This window comes from Streptomyces sp. NPDC054956 (assembly GCF_053609185.1).
Map to the genome: position 1 here is coordinate 1 of NZ_JBSGXB010000183.1, position 15,266 is coordinate 15,266.

A 15,266-nucleotide genomic window follows, 5' to 3' on the forward strand; every position below is an offset into this window, starting at 1 on the left:
AGCCCCCGTCCCTCCGCAAGGAGGAACGGGGGCCGTTGCGCGGTGCTGGACCAGCCCTGTGGGACCAGGCGGACTAGACGGACAGCTCGTTGCGGATCGCGGTCGGGGCGTGGAACGCCTCGGTCGCGATCTCCTCGAACTCGGTGACGTCGCTCATGTCGACCGTCTTGCTCATCGAGATGTTGGTGACGCGCTCCAGGATGGCCTCGACGACGACCGGGACCTGGTACTCCTGGGCCCACTTCTTGGCCTGCTCGAAGGCCTCGCCCAGCTGGTCCGGGTCGGTGACGCGGATCGCCTTGACGCCCAGGCCCTCGGCGACCTTGACGTGGTCGACACCGTAGACACCCAGCTCGGGGGTGTTGATGTTCTCGAACTCGAGGTTGACCTCGAAGTTGATGCCCAGGCCGCCCTGCGCCTGACGGATCAGGCCCAGGTAGGCGTTGTTCACGAGGACGTGGACGTAGGGGACCTTGTGCTGGGCGGCGACCGCCAGCTCCTCGATCATGAACTGGAAGTCGTAGTCGCCGGACAGGGCGACGATCGGGGTCTCCGGGTCCGCGGTGGCGGCACCGATGGCGGCCGGGATGGTCCAGCCGAGCGGGCCGGCCTGGCCGCAGTTGATCCAGTTGCGCGGCTTGTAGACGTGCAGCATCTGCGCACCGGCGATCTGGGACAGACCGATGGTGGTGACGTAGCGGGTCTCCGGGCCGAAGGCCTTGTTCATCTCCTCGTAGACGCGCTGCGGCTTCATGGGGATGTTGTCGAAGTGCGTACGGCGCAGCAGCGTGGCCTTGCGCTCCTGGGCGGAAGCGGCCCAGGCGCTGAAGTCGGGCAGCTTGCCCTCGGCCTTGAGCTCCTTGGCGATCTCGATGAAGAGCTCCAGGGCCGCCTTGGCGTCCGAGGCGATGCCGAAGTCCGGGGCGAAGATCTTGCCGATCTGGGTCGGCTCGATGTCGACGTGGACGAACTTGCGGCCCTTGGTGTAGGCGTCCAGGTTGTAACCGGTGTGACGGTTGGCCCAGCGGTTGCCGATGCCGAAGACGAAGTCCGACTCGAGGAACGTCGCGTTGCCGTAGCGGTGCGAGGTCTGGACACCGACCATGCCGGCGGCCAGCTCGTGGTCGTCCGGGATGACGCCCCAGCCCATGAGGGTGGAGATGACCGGGACGTTGGTGAGCTCGGCGAACTCGACCAGCAGCGCGGAGGCGTCCGCGTTGATGATGCCGCCACCGGCGACGATCAGCGGGCGCTCGGACTCCAGCAGGAACTGCAGGGCCTTGGCGGCCTGGGCGCGGGTGGCCTGCGGCTTGTAGACCGGCAGCGGGGAGTAGGTCTCCGGGTCGAACTCGATCTCGGTCAGCTGGACGTCGATCGGGAGGTCGATCAGGACCGGGCCCGGACGGCCGGAGCGCATCAGGTGGAAGGCCTCCTGGAACACGCCGGGAACCTGGGCGGCCTCCAGGACGGTCGTGGCCTTCTTGGTGACCGGCTTGGCGATCGAGGCGATGTCGACGGCCTGGAAGTCCTCCTTGTGGAGCTTCGAGACCGGGGCCTGACCGGTGATGCACAGGATCGGGATCGAGTCCGCGATCGCGGAGTACAGGCCGGTGATCATGTCGGTGCCGGCCGGGCCCGAGGTACCGATGCAGACACCGATGTTGCCCGCCTTGGCACGCGTGTAGCCCTCGGCCATGTGCGAAGCACCCTCGACGTGGCGAGCCAGCGTGTGCTTGATCCCGCCCACGTTCTTGAGCTCGCGGTAGAACGGGTTGATCGCAGCACCGGGGACGCCGAACGCTTGTTCGACACCCTCGAGCTTGAGGATCTCCACTGCAGCGGCGGCGGCTGTCATACGAGGCATCGAGTTCTCCTGCGGGTCTGGCGGTCAGGCTTTTCCGTCATCCGGAAGTTTTGTTCTGCTATACGGAACAAGCTAAGCGGCCAGTTCCCACACGTCAAGGCGGTACGGCAGGCCGGAACCCACCAAAAGCCGCGTTTGGGTCGGTGAGTTGTACGAAAAACCAGGCCTCGACTGAAAATCGAGGGTCTGCCCGCCCTCACGGTGGCAGGTGGTGGAGCATGGCCCTACGCACGGCGACGGAGGGGGTCGGGTTCTCATGGCGGATGCGGTACCGGTGCGCTGCCCGGCGTGCCTGCGGGAGAACGACTACGTGACGCCGGCCTTCCCCTGCGCCTGCGGGACCCCGGTCGTCCCGCCGCTGGATCTGGCCGCGCCGCCCCGGGAGCTGACCCATCGCACCTGGTCGGAGGGGTGGGTGACGATCCGCTGCGGATCGTGCGGGCGGGAGAGCGAGTGGCCGCATCCGGAGGTGGGGTGCGGATCCTGCGGAACCGTGGTGCTCGTCCCGGTGCATCCGCCGGCCCCGCCGCTCGACCCGGATCCGCCGCAGTCCTCCCTGGCGCACCGGGTCCCGACGGCACCCGGGACTCCCCATGCGTCCCAGGCGTCTCAGGGCCCCGAGGGTCCGCGGCCGCCGGAATCCGCGGGCGGGGAGCTGCGGACGGGGCCGCGCCCCGCCTTCCGCCCCGTGACCATCCGCACCGCCCGGGACGCGGTGGCCACGGCCGCGCTGTACCTGCGCTGGCTCGGCTTCCAGGACGTGCGCCAGCCCGACGGCCGGCCCATCCCCTCGGCGGCGGTGGACCTGCGGGCCCCGGGCCTGGTCGCGCAAGTGGACCCGACCACGGCGCCGGCCGGGCTGCGGGCGGTGGAGTGCGTCTGGCTGAACGGGCTCACGGCCTCCGCGACCAGCGTCTACTTCGCGCTCGCCGGTTACACGCAGGACGCCCGCACGCGCGCGGACGAGCTGGCGATACCCCTCTTCGTCATGGACCTCACGGGCATGCCGCAGCCGGTCAACGACCCGGCGGACCAGCTCGTCGCCACAGGGGAATAAGGGGTTCCCCCTGACCCCTTAGTCTCGGTGGGAATTACCTGCCTTTTTGCCGAGGAGCGTTTGATGAGCCTGTACGACATCCCGCTGACCACCCTGTCCGACGAGCCCACCAGCCTCGCCGCGTACAAGGGCAAGGCGATCCTGCTCGTGAACACCGCCTCGCAGTGCGGCCTCACCCCCCAGTACTCGGGGCTGGCCCGGCTGCAGTTCAAGTACGAGGAGAAGGGCTTCACGGTCATAGGCGTGCCGTGCAACCAGTTCGGCGGGCAGGAGCCGGGCAACGCCGACGACATCCAGACCTTCTGCGCGGCCGGCTTCGGCGTCACCTTCCCGATGCTGGAGAAGTCCGAGGTCAACGGCGAGAACCGGCACCCGCTGTACCAGGAGCTGGTGAAGACCCCGGACGCCGAGGGCGAGGCCGGCGACATCACGTGGAACTTCGAGAAGTTCCTGATCTCCCCCGCCGGCGAGGTCGTGGCCCGCTTCCGCCCGCGCACCGAGCCCGAGGCCCCCGAGGTCCTCGCGGCGATCGAGGCGCTGCTCCCCGCCTCCGCGTAGCACCGGCCGGGGCGGTACGGGGCCGCGCGCGCAGCCCCGTACCGCCCTGGGTCAGGCCAGCTCCGCCTCGTCGTACTCCCCCGCCGAGCCGGCCGCGGTGAGCTCGCGCAGCTCCACCCGGCGGATCTTCCCCGACACGGTCTTCGGGAGCTCGGCGAATTCGATCCGCCTGATCCTCTTATAGGGGGACAGCACCGCGCGGGAGTGCTCGAAGAGCACGCGGGCCGTCTCCGGCCCGGGCTGCCAGCCGGCGGCGAGCGTGACGTACGCCTTCGGGACGGCCAGGCGCAGCTCGTCCGGGGCGGGGACGACGGCGGCCTCGGCGACCGCCTCGTGCTCCAGCAGGGCGCTCTCCAGCTCGAACGGGCTGATCTTGTAGTCGGAGGCCTTGAAGACGTCGTCGGCCCGGCCCACGTAGGTGAGGTACCCCTCGGCGTCGCGCGAGGCGATGTCGCCGGTGCGGTACAGGCCGTCGGCCATGGCCTCGGCGGTGCGCTCCGGGTCGTCGCGGTAGCCGGTCATCACCCCGGCGGGGCGGGGGCCGAGGTCCACGCACAGCTCGCCCTCGTCGGGGGACTCCTTGCCGGTGACCGGGTCCAGCAGGACGATCTCGTAGCCGGGGGCGGGGCGTCCCATCGAACCCGGCTTGACGGGCACGCCGGGGAAATTGCCCGCCTGGAGGGTGGTCTCGGTCTGGCCGAAACCGTCGCGGATGGTCAGGCCCCAGGCCTCGCGGACCTTCTCGATGACCTCCGGGTTGAGCGGCTCCCCGGCGGCGACGGCCTCGCGGGGCGGGGTGCGCAGCAGGGTCAGGTCGGACTGGATCAGCATCCGCCACACCGTGGGCGGGGCGCAGAAGGTCGTCACGCCGTGCCGGTCCATCTCGGCCATCAGCCGCTCGGGGTCGAAGCGCGTGTAGTTGTGGACGAACACGGTGGCGCCGGCGTTCCACGGGGCGAAGATGTTCGACCAGGCGTGTTTGGCCCAGCCGGGCGAGGCGATGTTGAGGTGCACGTCCCCGGGGCGCAGCCCGAGCCAGTACATGGTGGACAGGTGCCCGATCGGGTACGAGGCGTGCGTGTGCTCCACGAGCTTGGGCCGGGCGGTGGTGCCGGAGGTGAAGTACAGCATCAGCGGGTCGGTGGCGAGGGTCTCGCCGTCCGGGGTGAAGTGGGGGTCGCAGGCGTACATGTCCTCCAGGCGCCGCCACCCGGTGGGGACCTCGGGCCCGGCCGCGATCCGCGTGTAGCCGCCGGGGACCTCGTCGAACTTGGCGGTGTCCGCGGCCCGCGCGATCACGTGGCGCACGCGCCCTCGCTCCACGCGGTCGCACAGGTCGGCGGCGCCGAGCAGCGGGGTGGCGGGGATGACGACGGCGCGCAGCTTCATGGCGGCGAGCATCACCTCCCACAGCTCGCGCTGGTTGCCGAGCATGACCAGGATCCGGTCGCCGGCGGCCACGCCCTGGGCGCGCAGCCAGTTGGCGGCCGAGTCGGAGCGGACGCTCATCTCCCCGAAGGAGACTCCGTGGCTGGTGCCGTCCTCCTCGACGATCCGCAGGGCGTCCGTTCCGTTGCCGGTGGCGATGTGGTCGAACCAGTCCAGCGCCCAGTTGAACCGTTCGGGGCGGGGCCAGGCGAATCCCGCGCGGGCGGCCTCGTAGTCCTCGCGGCGCTCCAGGAGGAAGTCGCGCGCCGCGAGGAACCGGGCGGTGGCGTCGGGATTCGCGTACGGCGCGTGTGCCGTGTTCTCGGTCATGTCAGGCATCGTGCCGTGTCGGGTACGGGGGTCACCAGAGCGGCGTCAGCCGTGGATTGACCCGAAGCGGACGGACCGGGGGCCGTGCTCCCCGTCGTCGGTCATGGCGGCGACGAGCGCCTCGCCCTCGGCGACGATCTCCTCGCGGCACCGCTTGGAGGCCTCGGCGAACAGCTCGACGGTGAGCGCGTCGCCGTCCAGCTTCCAGAGACCGGCGAGGAAACCGTCGAGGAGCAGGGTGCAGTGGGCCTGGTTCCCCGACCAGCTGCGCCCTTTGAGCTCGGGGGCGATCACGCGGGCGCGGTCGGCGTGGGAGAGGAGCAGGTTGTCGAACTCGGGGAGGAAGCGGGGCGGGGCGGGCACGGCGGCGTCGGGTCGGGGCGCGTCGGGCAGGTCGAAGAGCTCGACGCCGTTCTCGTCCCGGAACGCGTCCAGCCGCGGCCGCAGCCGCTCGAAGGCCTCGCGGAGCCGGGTGAGACCGGCCCAGGTCTGCATGTCCTTGACGGAGGCGGGCCCGAAGGCGCCGAGGTAGCGCAGCACGGCGTCGTCGAGGGCCGTCGCACGGGCCGTCGCACTCTCTTCCCGGCCCTGATCCTGTTCTTCCTCCGGGCCTTCGCCCAGCCATTGGCTCAGGGTGGTGAGCCGTACCTGCCCGCTCTTGCCCCAGACGCCGCGCGGGGTGACCTGCACGAGCGGCAGCCGGCAGCGGGCGGCGACGGACAGCGACTGCGGGTCGGCGTCGGGCCAGTGCGTGAGCAGCTCCTCGCGGATCTCCGCCATGGTGCGCGGCTCGGCCTCGACGAACACCCGGGCCCGCTCGGCCAGGCTGTCGAGGTCCACTCCGGCCAGACCCTTGCGGAAGTAGTTGACCTCCCGGTCGCGGGCGGGCTGGACGAGGGGCCGCAGGGTGAGCGCGTCCTGGGCCGTGTGGGTGTGGATGGTGGACCTCATGGTGACGATCCGGACCACCTCGCGGGACTCCATCAGCCCGGCGAGCTCGGCGGGCCGGAATCCGGCGAGGCGGGCGTGGAGCTGGAAGTAAGGGGGCTTCACGTTCTGCGCCTGCAGCCCGAGGAGGTGCTCCACGGCGCCCGCGGCGGACATCTCGACGCGGCTCAGGAGCAGCTGGCGGGCGAGGGTGGCACGGTTCAGCGAACGGGTGTCGAGCACGGGGTGAGTCGTCCTGGAGGCCATGACGACAAACTAATACCCCTTGCGGACACGTTCTGTCCGCAACTCGAAACGGATCGCGCGGGGGGGGCGGGCGGGCGGGGAACTGCACGGCGCTGCGCGGGTACGAACGAGCACGCCCGGGAACCCGGAGGGCACTGGGGAACCCGGGGAACGCCGGGGAACCCCGCAGGTACGAGCGGGACCACCGGGACCACCAAGCCCACCAGGACCCATTCACCCGGATATCCTGCCTCATGCCCGTAAACACCCGTTCGACCGGGAGCTGACCTGCGATGTCGGAGCGACCAGACCGCCGCCCCTCACCCTCGCCCGCACCGGCGGCTGGTTCGCCCGCGGCCAAGCCCGGGGCCGGTTCGCCCGCGCCCGCGAAGCGGGTGGGATGGCGCCGGCCTGCCGCCGCTCCCTCGACTCCCCCGGCCGCACCCCCACGGGCCCCGAAACCCGCACCCCCGGCTCCCACCCCCGCCGACCACCGCAGCGTGATCGACTCCGCCGTCTACCGCGACGGCCTGCGCATCGCCTCCCCCTCCACCCTCGCGGACACCTTCCGCCAACTGCGCGAACAGCCCGACGGCATGGCCTGGATCGGGCTGCACCGCCCCACCGAAGCCGAACTGCACTCCCTGGCAACGGAGTTCAACCTCCACCCGCTCTCCATCGAGGACGCCCTGGAGGCCCATCAACGGCCGAAACTCGAACGCTACGGAGACACCCTCTTCGTCGTCCTGCGCGCGGCCCGCTACCTGGACGCCCTGGAGGAGGTCGATTTCGGCGAGCTCCACATCTTCGTGGGCCCCGACTTCCTGATCACGGTCCGCCACGGCGCCGCCCCGGACCTCTCGGCCGTCCGCCGCCGCATGGAGGAGTCCCCCGAACTCCTCTCCCTCGGCCCGGAGGCCGCCCTCTACGCCATCCTCGACGCGGTGGTCGACGGCTACGCCCCCGTCGTCGAGGGCGTGCAGATCGACATGGACGAGATCGAGACCGAGGTCTTCAGCGGCGACCCGGAGGTCTCCCGCCGCATCTACGAACTCTCCCGCGAAATGGTCGAGTTCCAGCGCGCCACCCGCCCCCTGGTCGGCATGCTCCACAGCCTGATGGCCGGCTTCGCGAAGTACGGCACGGACGAGGAACTCCAGCGCTACCTCCGCGACGTGGCCGACCACGTCACGCACACCAGCGAACGCGTGGACGGCTTCCGCCAGGCCCTCACAGAAATCCTGACGGTCAACGCCACCCTGGTCTCCCAACAACAAAACGCCGAAATGCGCGCCTTGGCCGAGGCAGGCTTCGAACAGAACGAGGAAATCAAAAAAATCTCCTCCTGGGCCGCCATCCTCTTCGCCCCCACCCTGGTAGGCACGATCTACGGCATGAACTTCGAGGACATGCCCGAACTCAAGTGGGCAGGCGGCTACCCCTTCGCCATCCTCCTCATGGCAGTCGTCTGCGTCAGCCTGTACGTCATCTTCAAGAAGCGCGACTGGCTCTAGCCACGAAGCGGGCCGTGAGGTGGGTGCCACATGGGCACCAGGAGGCTTCCAGCCCTCGAGTGCGGGCTCTTCGCCCTTGGCCTTCTTCCATGCGACTCGGCTCAGACCCCGGCGTGCAGATGGGCTGCCCAAAGGTAGGGCACCTTCGGGTAGAGATCACGGATGCTGCGAACGGCGTGATGCAGAGCATGGGCTGACTCATCTACGTCGATCTCACCATGCCGGTTGGTGACCCGTCCGAGCTCGGTATAGAAGGCGACAGCCATGCGTGAGGCTATCTCGTCGTTTACTTCCCAAAGGGTGCCGATGACGTGCGGGTATCCGGCGAGCTGAAAGGCCGAAGTGAGATGAATGGCCTCGTCGATCAGTTCCGCGGAGGCCATGAAGGCTGTTCGACATGCTGACAGGTATGCCAACTGGGCCGAGTCCGTCCTTACGCCGGCAAGGCTCGCCACAGTGAGCGGGTCACGTTCATGGTCGTGTAGAAGCAGCAAGCTCCGGGACGGGTCGATGGGGTCGTGGGCACCATGGCACGCAAAGTGCGCGATCCCGCAATCAGCGAGGTTGTCCAGGACCCGATTCTTGGTTGGTGTCTCCGACCGAGGAGCGGTCGTCCCGTTACCCGTTGCGTCCGGCTCAACGAGCAGTGTCGGTTTCGGAAGCAGGTCACACAGCAGTGCGACCTCTTCCGAAACGTGATCCAAACGTCCCTGGACACCTGGAGTCGTAGGCATGGCCACGATCAGTGACCGGCGGACGGACGGTGCGGAGGTGCGACGACGACGCGTGTGGTGCAGGGCGCGGATGGTGGTGGTGTACGAGGAGACAACGCGGTCCATTGCTGTCCGCCGCTCCCCAATGGTTGGGCCCGCCTTGGGCCGACCGGAATGATGGCCGGCAGCGTGTAGGGGAAGCAGTGAGAGGAGCCCGCCCGGTGCCCACCAGATGCGGGGCCAGGGCATTCCGGAGGAAGGCTCATCCATAAATCCGAGGCTGCGCAAGACCGGCTCGACCGCCACATCCCAGAGCCACTCCAGGACGGTCCGCAGGATCGCCTGGGCTTCCTTACGCGCGACGGGTGTTGCCTGGGAATCTCCGACGGTTTCCAGGGCCTGGTGGAAAGCCTGGATCCGGTCCACGGCGAGGTCGTGTGTGAGGTCGGGTAGGTTCAGGGACTCGATTCCGTTTGATGTCAACAGGAGCGCATCGCTGCGATGGCGGCTGACGTTGAAACTCACCACCGGGCCGAAGGCGGCTTGTGCCAGAAGCTCGTCGGCGGCGGGGGGACGCGCAAAGCTGGCGAATCCGTCCTGCGCTCGGATGTGGGTCAGAGTGGCCTGGAGTTCGTCGGCGAGGCCTCGTCGATGCTGCCCGGCGTCCACCGCACGCACGGCGGCACTGACCTGACCAATGGGGTCTGCAGGAAGGGTTGTTTCCGTCGGCCGGTCAAGCTCGTCCCGGAGCGCCTCAAAGCGATGGGCCAGGACGGGGTGGCATTCGCGAAGCTCGGCGAGGTCACTCCGCATGTCCAGCGCCTGGTTGTGGAGTACGCCACGGCCCGTCTCAAGCAACTGCAGCGCCCGCAAGGCCCGATCGGCGGGCTCGCCGTCGAGAGAGGCGAGAGTCAGCGCGGCGGCGTCCCCGGACAGCCCAGACCAGTCGCCCAGAGCGTGTTGCTGGTCCCCCCGGCCAAGTCGGCGATCTGCCACCTCGGGGAGCAGCCGCACGGCTTCGGCCAGTAGGTCGGCCGCCAGACCAGGGTCGGTTCGTACGACCAATGAGGCCGCTGCCCGAGCCGCCCGAATTCGGATGGAGGGTCTGAGCCCCTCAGCTTGCCCGCCTTCCAGACCTACTGACAGGGCGCGCTCGAAGTCTTGGTGTGAGCCGGTCCGTTCATACCTGCTGCCCAGAGCCGTCCCCAAGTTGAGTAGGTAGTCAGCGCGCTCTGGATGTTCCACGGGAGTGCTGTCGAGTGCGGCCTGACATGCCGCCACCGCATCGTCCAGATCCAGCACGGATCCGGTCTCCGTGAATCTGACAGTCAACACGGCACCCAGTGCGGAGAGGTAGCGCGGACGCTCAGGGTGTAGGGATGGAACGTCAACGACTGCCGCACGTCCCGCCTCGACCGCAGCCTCGAGGTCCTCGAAGACTCCGGTGTCCTCGAACCGGGCAGCCAGCGTTGCGCACAGGTTGGCGAGGTAGCGGGGGCGATCGGGGCTCCCGGAACCAATGATGTCGAGGGCCTCGCGGGTTCTGTGGATCGCCTGATCGAGGTCCTGCGAGTCCCCGCTGCGCTCGAACCGCTCCATGAGCACTGGGCCGAGATTGGACAGCAATCTCGCCAATGTGGAGTGGCCGGGTGGTGTGGCCTTCACGGCGTCGTGTGCGAACTCGACCGCGGCGTCCAGGTCCGGCAGCGACCCACTGTGCTTGAACCGGGTCCACAGCATCAGCCCGATGTTGGAGAGACGGGTCGGACGGTCGACGTGACCCTTCGCTGTCGCCTGTGCGGACGCACGGCTGACGCTGATTGCCTCGTCCAGGTCCGCCGGATCACCTGCGTACTCGAAGCGCTGCCACAGAGAGATACCCAAATTGTTGAGCAGGGCGTTGAATTCAGCCTGTTGAGGGTCGCTTCCACTGGCAGCGGCGCGACTCGCCTCGATCGCGGCATCGAGGTCTGAGATCTCCCCACTGAGGCGATACCGAGCCAGGAGGGCCCTTCCAAGGCCACTGAGGCGAAGCCCTCGAGCCCGGTGGCCCGGCGGGAGTACCTCCAGAGCTTCCCGGAACGCATCAATAGAACGGTCCAGGTATCCGGTTTCCCCCGTGCTGTCGAACCGGGTGAGCAAAGCGTTGCCCAAACCTGACAGAAACATGGAGCGCCCGGCGTGCTCCTCGGAGGCGACCTCGACTGCGGCCCGGCAACTCTCAATCGCGTTCTCCAGGTCGGCCGGGCCGCCGGTGGTGTCGTATCTGCTGCTCCAGGCCGACCCCAGGTTATGGAGGATTCCAGCCTTGTCGTGGGCCTCGACACAGAGATCGGACGCATGCTGGAACGCGTCGATCGCCGCATCCAGGTCCGACAGACTTCCCTTCTCAGTGAACCTGGTCTTCAGCGCAGTCCCCAGGTTGTTGAGCCCCCCAGCCCGGTCGGCGGGAGACCCTGTTGCCGCCCGCAGGGCCAGCCTGCTCATCTCGATCGCGTCGTCCAGGTTCTCCGCCACACCGGTAAGTGCGAATCGCTCCAGCAGCACAGCTGACAGGTTGGACAGCATGACCAGCCTGTTCCGGTGCTCTGAGGCGGTACTCGCAACTGCGGCCCGGGCAGCGTCGACTGCCTCGTCCAGATCCGTCAGATCACCGCCCGCATCGAAGCGGGATTTCAGGATGACGGCAAGATTGGACAGCGATTCCGCGTGCTGGTCGTCGCCCGCGGGGATGGCCGCCGCGATACGTCGCAGGAGGTCCGTCACCGTCGCGAGTTGCGCAGGGCCCGGCGAAGCGCCCATCCTTTGCTGCATCGCCCAGACGAAGCCGAGCGCATGCCGTGCCACTTCGGGGAGAAGCCCGCCCGGCAGATCTTCCTCATCGGCACCACCGAAGACGAAGCACGGCGCGAAATTCGCGACGGCCTCCTCCATTTCCTGCTGTCCAACTCCTTCAGGAAGCGCCTGGTATCTCAAAGCATGCAACCAGCCGAGCAGGTAGTAACCTTCAAGGTCGGACATGTCGCTGCGGAGAATAGCGTCGAGTCGGCGAGCCTCGACCAACGCTTCCGGCTCCAACACCACTTCGAGGTCTTGCTCTTGGGCCAGCCGGTCCAGTCGTGACTGAACCGCGGCTATCCGCTTCGCCCGCTCATCCGCCGTGACGGAGTGCTCCTTGCTCCCCTGCACGAACCGTCCCGTCACTTGCGCTCCCTGGCTGATCCGCTCGCTGTACCGTCCCGGCCGCCAATGCGGCCTCTGCATTCGGCGGGCTCACAAGGTCGGCTCCGGTACGGGCACCGGGCTGGTCAGCCGCCGCATGACCGCGCCACCGAGTAGAGGGCTCATCGGCTGTTGCTCAATGCGCAGCTTGTCGGCCAGGTCCGTCAAATGAAGACGTACGGATGCCTCCAGCAGCGTGGCATAGGTGTCCGAGGCGGTACGGAAGCGTCGCGCCGAAATGATGACCAGCATGGCGGCGAGCGGCGCCGCGGGCCACCACCACCAGGCCAAGGGCAGGTAGAGCAAGGCCCATCCGGCGAGTACGGCGGCCCGTGTCAACGCGGAGCGCGCTTTGCCGATCTCACCTCGTACCTCTTCCGACAACACGAGCCAAAGGTGTGGCCAGACAGTGAGCAGGCTGACATGCGCGTCCCGGTCCAGCCTGATCACGGCGGCATGGATCCGGTCACTGCTCCAGGTCGGCCGCTCGGGCCGCTCCACAGAGATGCGTTCGCACCTGCGGGCCGCACGATGACGGTCCCGGAGCTCAGGCCGGTCAGCCGGACGAGGAGCACGTTCGCGGAGTAGCAGGGCTGCGTACTCACTCCGTACGGCGTCCCAGCGGCGCTGCCTGCGTACAACGACACGCTCGGCCAACTCGCCGAACGGCCAGGGCCATGCGCTCCAGCCGACGGCCAGCACAACGCGCTCTATCGCGGAGCCAACGGACTGAGCTATCAGTCCAGCGGCTGCTGCGCCGGCGAGAACTGCAGCAAGCAGCACAACCTGGCCGCCCACCGTGGTTGCTTGGGGAGCGCCGGCGGCGTCCGAGATCACGCGGGTAAGCCGACCCACGGATAGCGCGGCCTTGTGACCAAGGGCGTGTCCGGTTGTCGCGACGGCCAAGTACAGAGCGCCCGGTAGCACGAGAAGGGTAAGCCAGCGCTCGGCGAGCTTCTTGCCGAGTTCGCCCAGCAAGCCGCCCACTACGGGAGCCTCTCCCGGATCAGTGCCGTTCCGGTGGGGTCGAGCCGACAGCGCGGCACATTTCCGGCCACCTCATGGCCGGATCGGCCGACGCACAGCTGTAAAGGACATCGGTAGACGATGTCCAGACCGCCAACACCGGCCGGAGTCACGCCGCGCCCCACTGCTCCGTATACCCCCAACGGATCGCCCGCGCCTCGAACCGATACATGCAGGGCGTCCAGAAGACCGCTGAGCGAGGCATCGTTCACGGCACTGCGACCGACCGCAGCTTCGAGAGCACGCAAGTCGGCGGCGTCCTCGTCGAGCAGCGCAGAGAGTTCGTCTCGATGCCCACACACGTACGAAAGCGCCATGGCGGTCCTCAGACCAGCGGACTCGGTCTGGCTGGTCATGTAGAACCCCGTCCCTGCATGTCGTTGAAGCTCCTGACTCGGGCATCCATTCTTCCTACAGACGTGGAGACTCAGGGGCGGATTCGGTGAACTCGAGTACTCGCCTCCCCATGGCCGCGTGAGCGGATCTGCAGGAGAGCCGAGCCATGACCGTCCACCCCAAGTCCACGAGCGTGGCGGCGTCCCTTCGGGATCCTGGTGATGGCCGTGGTGGGCGTGAGTCCGTACGTCATCTTCGAGCAGCGCGACTGGCTCTAGGGGCTCGGGCCGGGGCGACGGGTGGGACGGGTTGTCAGGTCGGTTGGGTGGGGGTGGTGGTGTTTGGGGGCTGGGGCGGTAGCGGGGGGTTCCGGGCAGCAGGCATGATGGGCACATCAGTTCCACACGCCCCGGGAGTCACCGGACGCCGACGTCGGGGCGCCCGGGAGGTCAGAACGTGTCACGCCAGCTGCTCACCGTCGCCCAGGACGGGACGGGCGACTGCCGCACCATCTCCGAGGCGCTCCGTGCGGCCCGTACCGGAGCCGTGATCAGCATCGCCCCCGGCCGTTACGAGGAGAGCCTGACGCTCGCCACCTCCTTGACGCTGACCACCACCGAGGGCCGGGGCAGCGTGGAGCTGGCGCCGCGCCAGGGCTCGGCCCTCGTCATGGCTTGCGATTCGGCCATGGTGAACTCCCTGGTGCTGCGCGGCCACGACGACGGGCTGCCCGTGGTGGACGTGGCCCGCGGGCAGCTCCTGCTCGACCGGTGCGATGTGTACGGCGCCTCCTGGGCGGCCCTGTTCGCCCGTGGCGCGGGGTCGCTGGCGATCCGCCAGTGCCGGATCGAGAACCCGCAGGGTGCCGGAGTGGTGTCCACCTCGGCGGTGGAGAGCCTCCTCGAGGAGTGCGTCGTCGAGCACCTCGGGACCTCCGCCGTGGTCGCCGGCGAGCAGGGCAGGATCTCCGTGCGCGCGGGGCGGCTGCGCGACGCGCGCGGCAACGGCGTCCTCGCGAACGGTCGTTCCCGGGTCCTGGTGGAGGACTGCGAGATCTCCGCCGCCGACAAGCCCGGGGTGGCCGCCGAGGAGGAGAGCACGGTCACCGTTTCGCGGTCCACCGTCACGGACTCCGTTGTGGGCGTGTTCATGAGCACCAGTGGCGCGACCGTCCTGGAGGACGTCACCGTACGGAACACCACCGGTCACGGGTTCGTGGTCGGCGCCGGCTCCGCGCCCACCCTGCGGCGCTGCCGCACGGAACGGACCGCGGGGCACGGGCTGTTGGTGACCGAGCGGAGCCGGGGGGTGTTCGAGGACTGCGCGTTCACCGCCGCCCGGGACGCCGCGGTCCGCGTCACCGACTTCTCCTCCCCCGTCCTGACCGCCACCGTCGTCCGCGACGCCGAGGGGACCGGGGTCGTCCTGGACGAGGACTGCGCCGCCGAGATCGACCGGCTGGAGGTGGTCGGCAGCGGCACGGGCGGCGTACTGATCCGCTCGCGCGCCAATCCCCTGCTGCGGCGCAGCACCGTCGCACGCTCGGCGGGCCACGGCATCGAGGTGCTGGCCGACGGCCGGGGCCGGCTGGAGGACTGCCTGGTCGAGGAGTCCGGGGGCGCGGCGCTGCACGTGTCCGGGCACGGGAACCTGTACGTGGGGCAGGGACGGCTGCGGACCGCCAAGGGTCCCGGCGTGCACGTGGGCGCGCTCGGCTCGGTGGTTCTGCGCGACACGGAGGTGGACGACTGCCTGGGCACGGGCATCCGGGTCGAGGAGCGGGGCGAGCTGACGGCGGCCCGGTCGCGGGTCCGCGGCGCGGGCGAGCACGGGGTGCTGGTCGCGGCGGGCGCCCGCACCTCCCTGAGCTCCTGCGAGGTGACCGGTTCGGCCGCCGACGGGGTCCGTGTGGAGGGTCCGGACCCCGTCTCCGTGATCGGCTGCACCCTGCGGGACAACAAGGGAAGCGGGCTGCGCCAGGCCGTTCCCGGTGACCGCCTGGCGGTGGAGCAGCTCACGAGTGCCGACAACGGAGCCCCGGACGC

Annotated in this window: 10 protein-coding genes; 4 read left to right on the forward strand and 6 right to left on the reverse strand. The window is 69.0% G+C overall.

The window, feature by feature from the left end; translation table 11 throughout:
* Window positions 1-73: 73 nt before the first annotated feature.
* Complete coding sequence (gene gcl, locus ACWGDE_RS25130) at window positions 74-1,864, reverse strand: glyoxylate carboligase (RefSeq protein WP_453391282.1); 1,791 nt, start codon at window positions 1,862-1,864, stop codon at window positions 74-76.
* A 256-nt stretch (window positions 1,865-2,120) separates the two neighbouring features.
* Between gcl and ACWGDE_RS25135 the strand changes: the two genes are divergently transcribed.
* Window positions 2,121-2,921, forward strand: a complete 801-nt coding sequence (locus ACWGDE_RS25135) for a hypothetical protein (RefSeq protein WP_453391283.1) — start codon at window positions 2,121-2,123, stop codon at window positions 2,919-2,921.
* Between the two features lie 63 nt (window positions 2,922-2,984).
* Window positions 2,985-3,479 (forward strand): glutathione peroxidase, encoded by a 495-nt coding sequence (locus ACWGDE_RS25140; RefSeq protein ID WP_453391284.1) that lies wholly within the window; start codon window positions 2,985-2,987, stop codon window positions 3,477-3,479.
* Window positions 3,480-3,530: 51 nt separating this feature from the next.
* Here ACWGDE_RS25140 and ACWGDE_RS25145 read toward each other — a convergent pair whose 3' ends face one another.
* Window positions 3,531-5,246 carry an AMP-binding protein gene (locus tag ACWGDE_RS25145; protein ID WP_453391285.1) on the reverse strand — a complete coding sequence of 572 codons (1,716 nt, stop codon included), beginning with the start codon at window positions 5,244-5,246 and terminating at the stop codon, window positions 3,531-3,533.
* Between the two features lie 36 nt (window positions 5,247-5,282).
* A complete protein-coding gene (locus ACWGDE_RS25150; protein ID WP_453391286.1) occupies window positions 5,283-6,431 on the reverse strand; it encodes a winged helix DNA-binding domain-containing protein in 1,149 nt (382 codons plus the stop codon).
* Window positions 6,432-6,703: 272 nt separating this feature from the next.
* Here ACWGDE_RS25150 and ACWGDE_RS25155 point away from each other — a divergent pair, with 272 nt between their 5' ends.
* Complete coding sequence (locus ACWGDE_RS25155) at window positions 6,704-7,924, forward strand: magnesium and cobalt transport protein CorA (protein ID WP_453391287.1); 1,221 nt, start codon at window positions 6,704-6,706, stop codon at window positions 7,922-7,924.
* A gap of 101 nt (window positions 7,925-8,025) precedes the next feature.
* Here the strand turns inward: ACWGDE_RS25155 and ACWGDE_RS25160 are convergent, their stop codons facing one another.
* From ACWGDE_RS25160 to ACWGDE_RS25170, 3 genes are all read right to left on the reverse strand, one after another.
* Window positions 8,026-11,841 carry a CHAT domain-containing protein gene (locus tag ACWGDE_RS25160; protein WP_453391288.1) on the reverse strand — a complete coding sequence of 1,272 codons (3,816 nt, stop codon included), beginning with the start codon at window positions 11,839-11,841 and terminating at the stop codon, window positions 8,026-8,028.
* A gap of 69 nt (window positions 11,842-11,910) precedes the next feature.
* Window positions 11,911-12,846: a hypothetical protein gene (locus ACWGDE_RS25165; RefSeq protein WP_453391289.1), complete on the reverse strand. Its 936-nt coding sequence runs from the start codon at window positions 12,844-12,846 to the stop codon at window positions 11,911-11,913.
* Window positions 12,846-13,241, reverse strand: coding sequence for a hypothetical protein (locus ACWGDE_RS25170; protein ID WP_453391290.1), 396 nt, complete (start codon window positions 13,239-13,241; stop codon window positions 12,846-12,848). Before ACWGDE_RS25170 ends, ACWGDE_RS25165 begins: the two co-directional genes overlap by 1 nt.
* A gap of 436 nt (window positions 13,242-13,677) precedes the next feature.
* On the opposite strand from ACWGDE_RS25170, the gene ACWGDE_RS25175 reads away from it, so the two are divergent.
* Window positions 13,678-15,266 (forward strand): right-handed parallel beta-helix repeat-containing protein (locus ACWGDE_RS25175; RefSeq protein ID WP_453391291.1); only part of this gene is annotated, 1,589 nt, incomplete at its 3' end.

Bases quoted from the DNA above. Each gene is read 5' to 3' on its own strand.
- ACWGDE_RS25135 (WP_453391283.1), top strand. From the start codon at position 2,121: ATGGCGGATGCGGTACCGGTGCGCTGCCCGGCGTGCCTGCGGGAGAAC.
- ACWGDE_RS25145 (WP_453391285.1), bottom strand. From the start codon at position 5,246: ATGCCTGACATGACCGAGAACACGGCACACGCGCCGTACGCGAATCCC.
- gcl (WP_453391282.1), bottom strand. From the start codon at position 1,864: ATGCCTCGTATGACAGCCGCCGCCGCTGCAGTGGAGATCCTCAAGCTC.
- ACWGDE_RS25140 (WP_453391284.1), top strand. From the start codon at position 2,985: ATGAGCCTGTACGACATCCCGCTGACCACCCTGTCCGACGAGCCCACC.
- ACWGDE_RS25155 (WP_453391287.1), top strand. From the start codon at position 6,704: ATGTCGGAGCGACCAGACCGCCGCCCCTCACCCTCGCCCGCACCGGCG.
- ACWGDE_RS25170 (WP_453391290.1), bottom strand. From the start codon at position 13,241: ATGACCAGCCAGACCGAGTCCGCTGGTCTGAGGACCGCCATGGCGCTT.
- ACWGDE_RS25150 (WP_453391286.1), bottom strand. From the start codon at position 6,431: ATGGCCTCCAGGACGACTCACCCCGTGCTCGACACCCGTTCGCTGAAC.